The sequence below is a fragment of the Microbacterium sp. B24 genome, assembly GCF_000333415.1.
In the GTDB taxonomy this organism is placed as follows: Bacteria; Actinomycetota; Actinomycetes; order Actinomycetales; family Microbacteriaceae; genus Microbacterium.
Map to the genome: position 1 here is coordinate 1 of NZ_BADB01000478.1, position 3843 is coordinate 3843.

The window sequence follows — 3843 nt, forward strand, 5'->3', positions numbered from 1 at the left end:
AAGACCTCCGCCGACAGCGCGTGGTCAGNNCCAAGGGCGTGTGCTACTCTCCCGCCGAGTATCTGCTGGGCCGTCAGCTCGACAACAACCTGCTCGCGAGCGGCCTCACCGAGATCGCAACCGAGGCGATGGCGGCGTGCGGCATCGACATCGACGACCTGCGCGCCCAGGAGGTCGAACCCGGGCTCGGCAACGGCGGTCTGGGCCGCCTCGCGGCCTGCTTCATCGATTCGCTCGCGACGATGGGTGTGCCCAACATCGGCTACGGCATCCGCTACGAGTACGGCATCTTCCGCCAGACGTTCGTCGACGGCCAGCAGGTCGAGCAGCCCGACGCGTGGCTGACGCTCGGTTCACCGTGGGAGTTCCCGCATCCCGAAGCGGCACGCCGGATCTCCTTCGGCGGTCACACCGAGACGTACGACGACGCCGGTGTGACCCGGTCCCGCTGGGTGCCGGGGTGGGACGTGCTCGCCGTACCGTACAACTACATGGTGCCCGGCTACCTCAACGGTCGTGTCAACACGCTGCGGCTGTGGAGCGCGAAGGCGACCGACTCGTTCGATCTCCGTGTCTTCAACTCCGGCGACTATGAGGAAGCCGTCCGTGCCCAGACCTTCGCCGAGAACATCTCCAAGGTGCTCTACCCCGAGGACTCCACGCCCCAGGGGAAGGAGTTGCGCCTGCAGCAGCAGTACTTCTTCGTCGCGGCATCCATCGGCGACTTCCTGGAGCACACCCTCCCGGCGGACTTCGACATCGACAAGCTCCCCGACCGTGTGATCTTCCAGCTCAACGACACCCACCCGGTGATCGGCGTCCCCGAACTGATGCGTGTGCTCGTCGACGAGCGCAAACTCGAGTGGGATGCCGCGTGGGCGATCACACAGCAGTGTTTCGCCTACACGTGCCACACGCTGCTGCCGGAGGCGCTGGAGGTGTGGTCGGTCGACCTTCTCGGGCGGCTTCTGCCGCGCCACCTGGAGATCATCTACCGCATCAACGAAGAGTTCCTCGAGGCGGTGCGCGAACGCTACGGCGATGACGAGATGCGCATCCGCAACATGTCGATCATCGGCGAGTTCCCCGAGCGCAGCGTCCGGATGGCGTACCTCGCCACGGTCGCCGGTGCGAAGGTCAACGGCGTCGCCGAACTGCACTCGCAGTTGCTGCGCGACAAGGTGCTGCCGGACTTCAACGACTTCTTCCCGGGCAAGTTCACGAACGTCACGAACGGCATCACTCCGCGCCGCTTCGTGCGCCTCGCCAACCCCGGGCTGTCCGAGTTGATCACGGAGGCGATCGGCACGGGGTGGCTCACCGACCTCGAGCGTCTGCGGGAACTCGAGGCGTACGCCGAGGATCCCCGGTTCCGCGAGGCGTTCGCCGAGGTCAAATCGGCGAACAAGCGCCGCCTCGGCGATGTGCTGCGCGCGCGGGACGGCCTCGAGATCAGCGACGGCCACATGCTCGACGTGATGGTCAAGCGTCTGCACGAGTACAAGCGGCAGATGCTCAAGCTTCTTCACGTCGTCACGCAGTACGAGAGCATCGTGTCGGGCCGTGTCGCGGCATCCGACATCCTGCCGCGCACCGTCATCTTCGGTGCGAAGGCGGCGCCCGGCTATGCCATGGCCAAGCGCATCATCCACCTCATCAACGCCGTCGGAGAAGTGGTCAACGCCGATCCGCGCGTCGAGGGGCGTCTGAAGGTGTTGTTCCCGCCGAACTACAACGTCACACTCGCCGAGCGCCTGATCCCGGCCGCCGACCTGTCGGAGCAGATCTCGCTCGCCGGGAAGGAGGCCTCGGGCACGGGCAACATGAAGTTCGCCCTCAACGGCGCGCTGACGATCGGAACCGACGACGGCGCGAACGTCGAGATCCGTCAGCTCGTCGGCGATGACAACTTCTTCCTCTTCGGCATGAGCGAGCCCGAGGTCGAGGCGCTGTGGGCCCGGGGCTACAAGCCCGCCGACTTCTACCAGGGCGACGAGAACCTCCGCCGCGCGATGGATCTCATCGCCTCCGGCGCGTTCTCGGGCGGCCATCGCAGCGTGTTCGAGCCGATCGTGTCGAACCTGCTCTACGACGACCGCTTCATGGTGCTGGCCGACTACTCGTCATACGTCGCGGCGCAGGACCAGGTGGATGCCGCCTATGTCGATCAGGACGCGTGGACGCGGTCGGCGATCCTGAACGTCGCACGCTCCGGCTTCTTCTCGTCCGACCGCTCGATGCGCGACTACATCGAGCGCATCTGGCACACGCCCCCGCTGCTCTGACGGGAGGTGTCCCTTCCCGGTCGTCGAGCGCGGAGCGCAGCGACGAGTCGAGGCTCGGTTCAGCGCGCGTAGCGTTCGACGAAGGCGCGCAGGATGGCGCCCGTGTGCACGACCGGCAGCCGGCGCACCGCCGCGAGCGTGAGATCCAGCTCGTCCGCTCCGAAGTACCCGTAGCCGGCGTACGCGCGGATCCGCGTGCTGATGCCCTCGAGGTCGCACTCCGGGTGGAACTGCGTGGCGTACACGTTGCTCCCCACGCGGAACATCTGCACGGGACACGCCTCGCCGCGAACCAGCAGCGTCGCCGTCGCCGGCAGCGTCGAGATCGCCTCCTTGTGGCCGACGAAGGCCGCGAAGCGGTCGGGCAGCCCGGCCAGCAGCGGGTCGTCGCGCCCGGCGCCCGTCTTCTCGACCTCGATGACGCTGATGGGCTCCCGGTAGGTGCCGTCGATGATCGCGCCCTGATGTGCACCGAGAGTTCCCACACCGTAACAGGCGCCGAAGAAGGGGAAGTCGCGCGCCACCACCTGGTCGAGAAGGGCGGCGATCTCCGCCTCGACGCGGCGCTGCGCGGATGACTTCTTCGCGATCGGGTCCGACGCGTTGAAGGGCCCGCCGCCCACGAAGACGCCCGAGTAGGCGTCCAGATCCACCGGTCCGAGAGGCCCCGCCTCCATCCGCACGCGGACCAGCTCATCCGGTGTCAGCCCGGTGAAGCGGAGGAAGAGGGCGTACTCCTCGTCGGCGGGCACATCCTCGGCCCGGGTCGCGAGCAACAGGAACGGCTTCATCCTCGCACCGCCTCGATATGGGCGAGCAGCGCATCGAGGGTGGCGGCGACGGTGGGGTTGCGCGGACCCTCGTCGCGGGCGACGGCCCAGTAGGCGAGGGGATGCGCGTAGGCGCCGTCGAGCACCCGGGTCAGGCGCGGGTCGGCATCGCCGAGAAAGTCGGGCAGGATGCCGATGCCCGCTCCCGCGGCCGTCGCCTCGACGTGCGCGAAGACGCTGGTCGAACGGACCGAGGCGGGCGAGTCCGGCAACTCCTGCAGTGCGCGGTCGAGCTCATCGACCTGCAGGGAGCTCTCCACGTAGTACACGAGCGGGTGTGCGGCCAGCTGAGCGATCGAGTCGGGGGTCCCCGCCTCTCGCAGATAGTCGGGTGTCGCGTACAGACGCAGTGCGTACGCGCAGACGGGTGTCGCATAGGCCCGCAGCACCTGGGGGCGTCCGACCACGATCTCCAGGTCGACGCCGGAGCGGTTCTGGCGCACGCGCTGCGTCGCCGACAGCAATTCGACCGCGAGCTGCGGGTGTTCCCGGCGCAGGGCTGTCATCGCCGGAGCGAGGAAGACCGACGTGAAGGCGTCCGGGGCGGAGATTCGCACCATGCCGTGAACCGCGTCGGCGTTCTCGCCGTCGACGAGCTCTCGCAGCGATGCCTCGATGCGCTCGGCAATGGTCACCGCGCGGTGGCCGAGCTCGGTGACCTCCCATCCTCCGGTCGTCCGCACGAGCACGCGTCCGACTCTAGAGGATCCCCGGGTCCGAGCTCGAAT

General features: G+C 67.8%; 3 protein-coding genes. 1 reads left to right on the forward strand and 2 read right to left on the reverse strand.

Annotated elements, in window-relative coordinates:
* On the forward strand, positions 1 to 2285 hold a 2285-nt coding region (locus I5I_RS13955; RefSeq protein WP_036321092.1), incomplete at its 5' end, for a glycogen/starch/alpha-glucan phosphorylase.
* A gap of 59 nt (positions 2286 to 2344) precedes the next feature.
* On the opposite strand, the gene I5I_RS13960 is transcribed toward I5I_RS13955, so the two are convergent.
* Positions 2345 to 3076: a glutamine amidotransferase gene (locus tag I5I_RS13960; RefSeq protein WP_036321094.1), complete on the reverse strand. Its 732-nt coding sequence runs from the start codon at positions 3074 to 3076 to the stop codon at positions 2345 to 2347.
* Positions 3073 to 3843 (reverse strand): LysR substrate-binding domain-containing protein (locus tag I5I_RS13965; protein WP_036321096.1); only part of this gene is annotated, 771 nt, incomplete at its 5' end. The genes I5I_RS13965 and I5I_RS13960, both read right to left, overlap by 4 nt.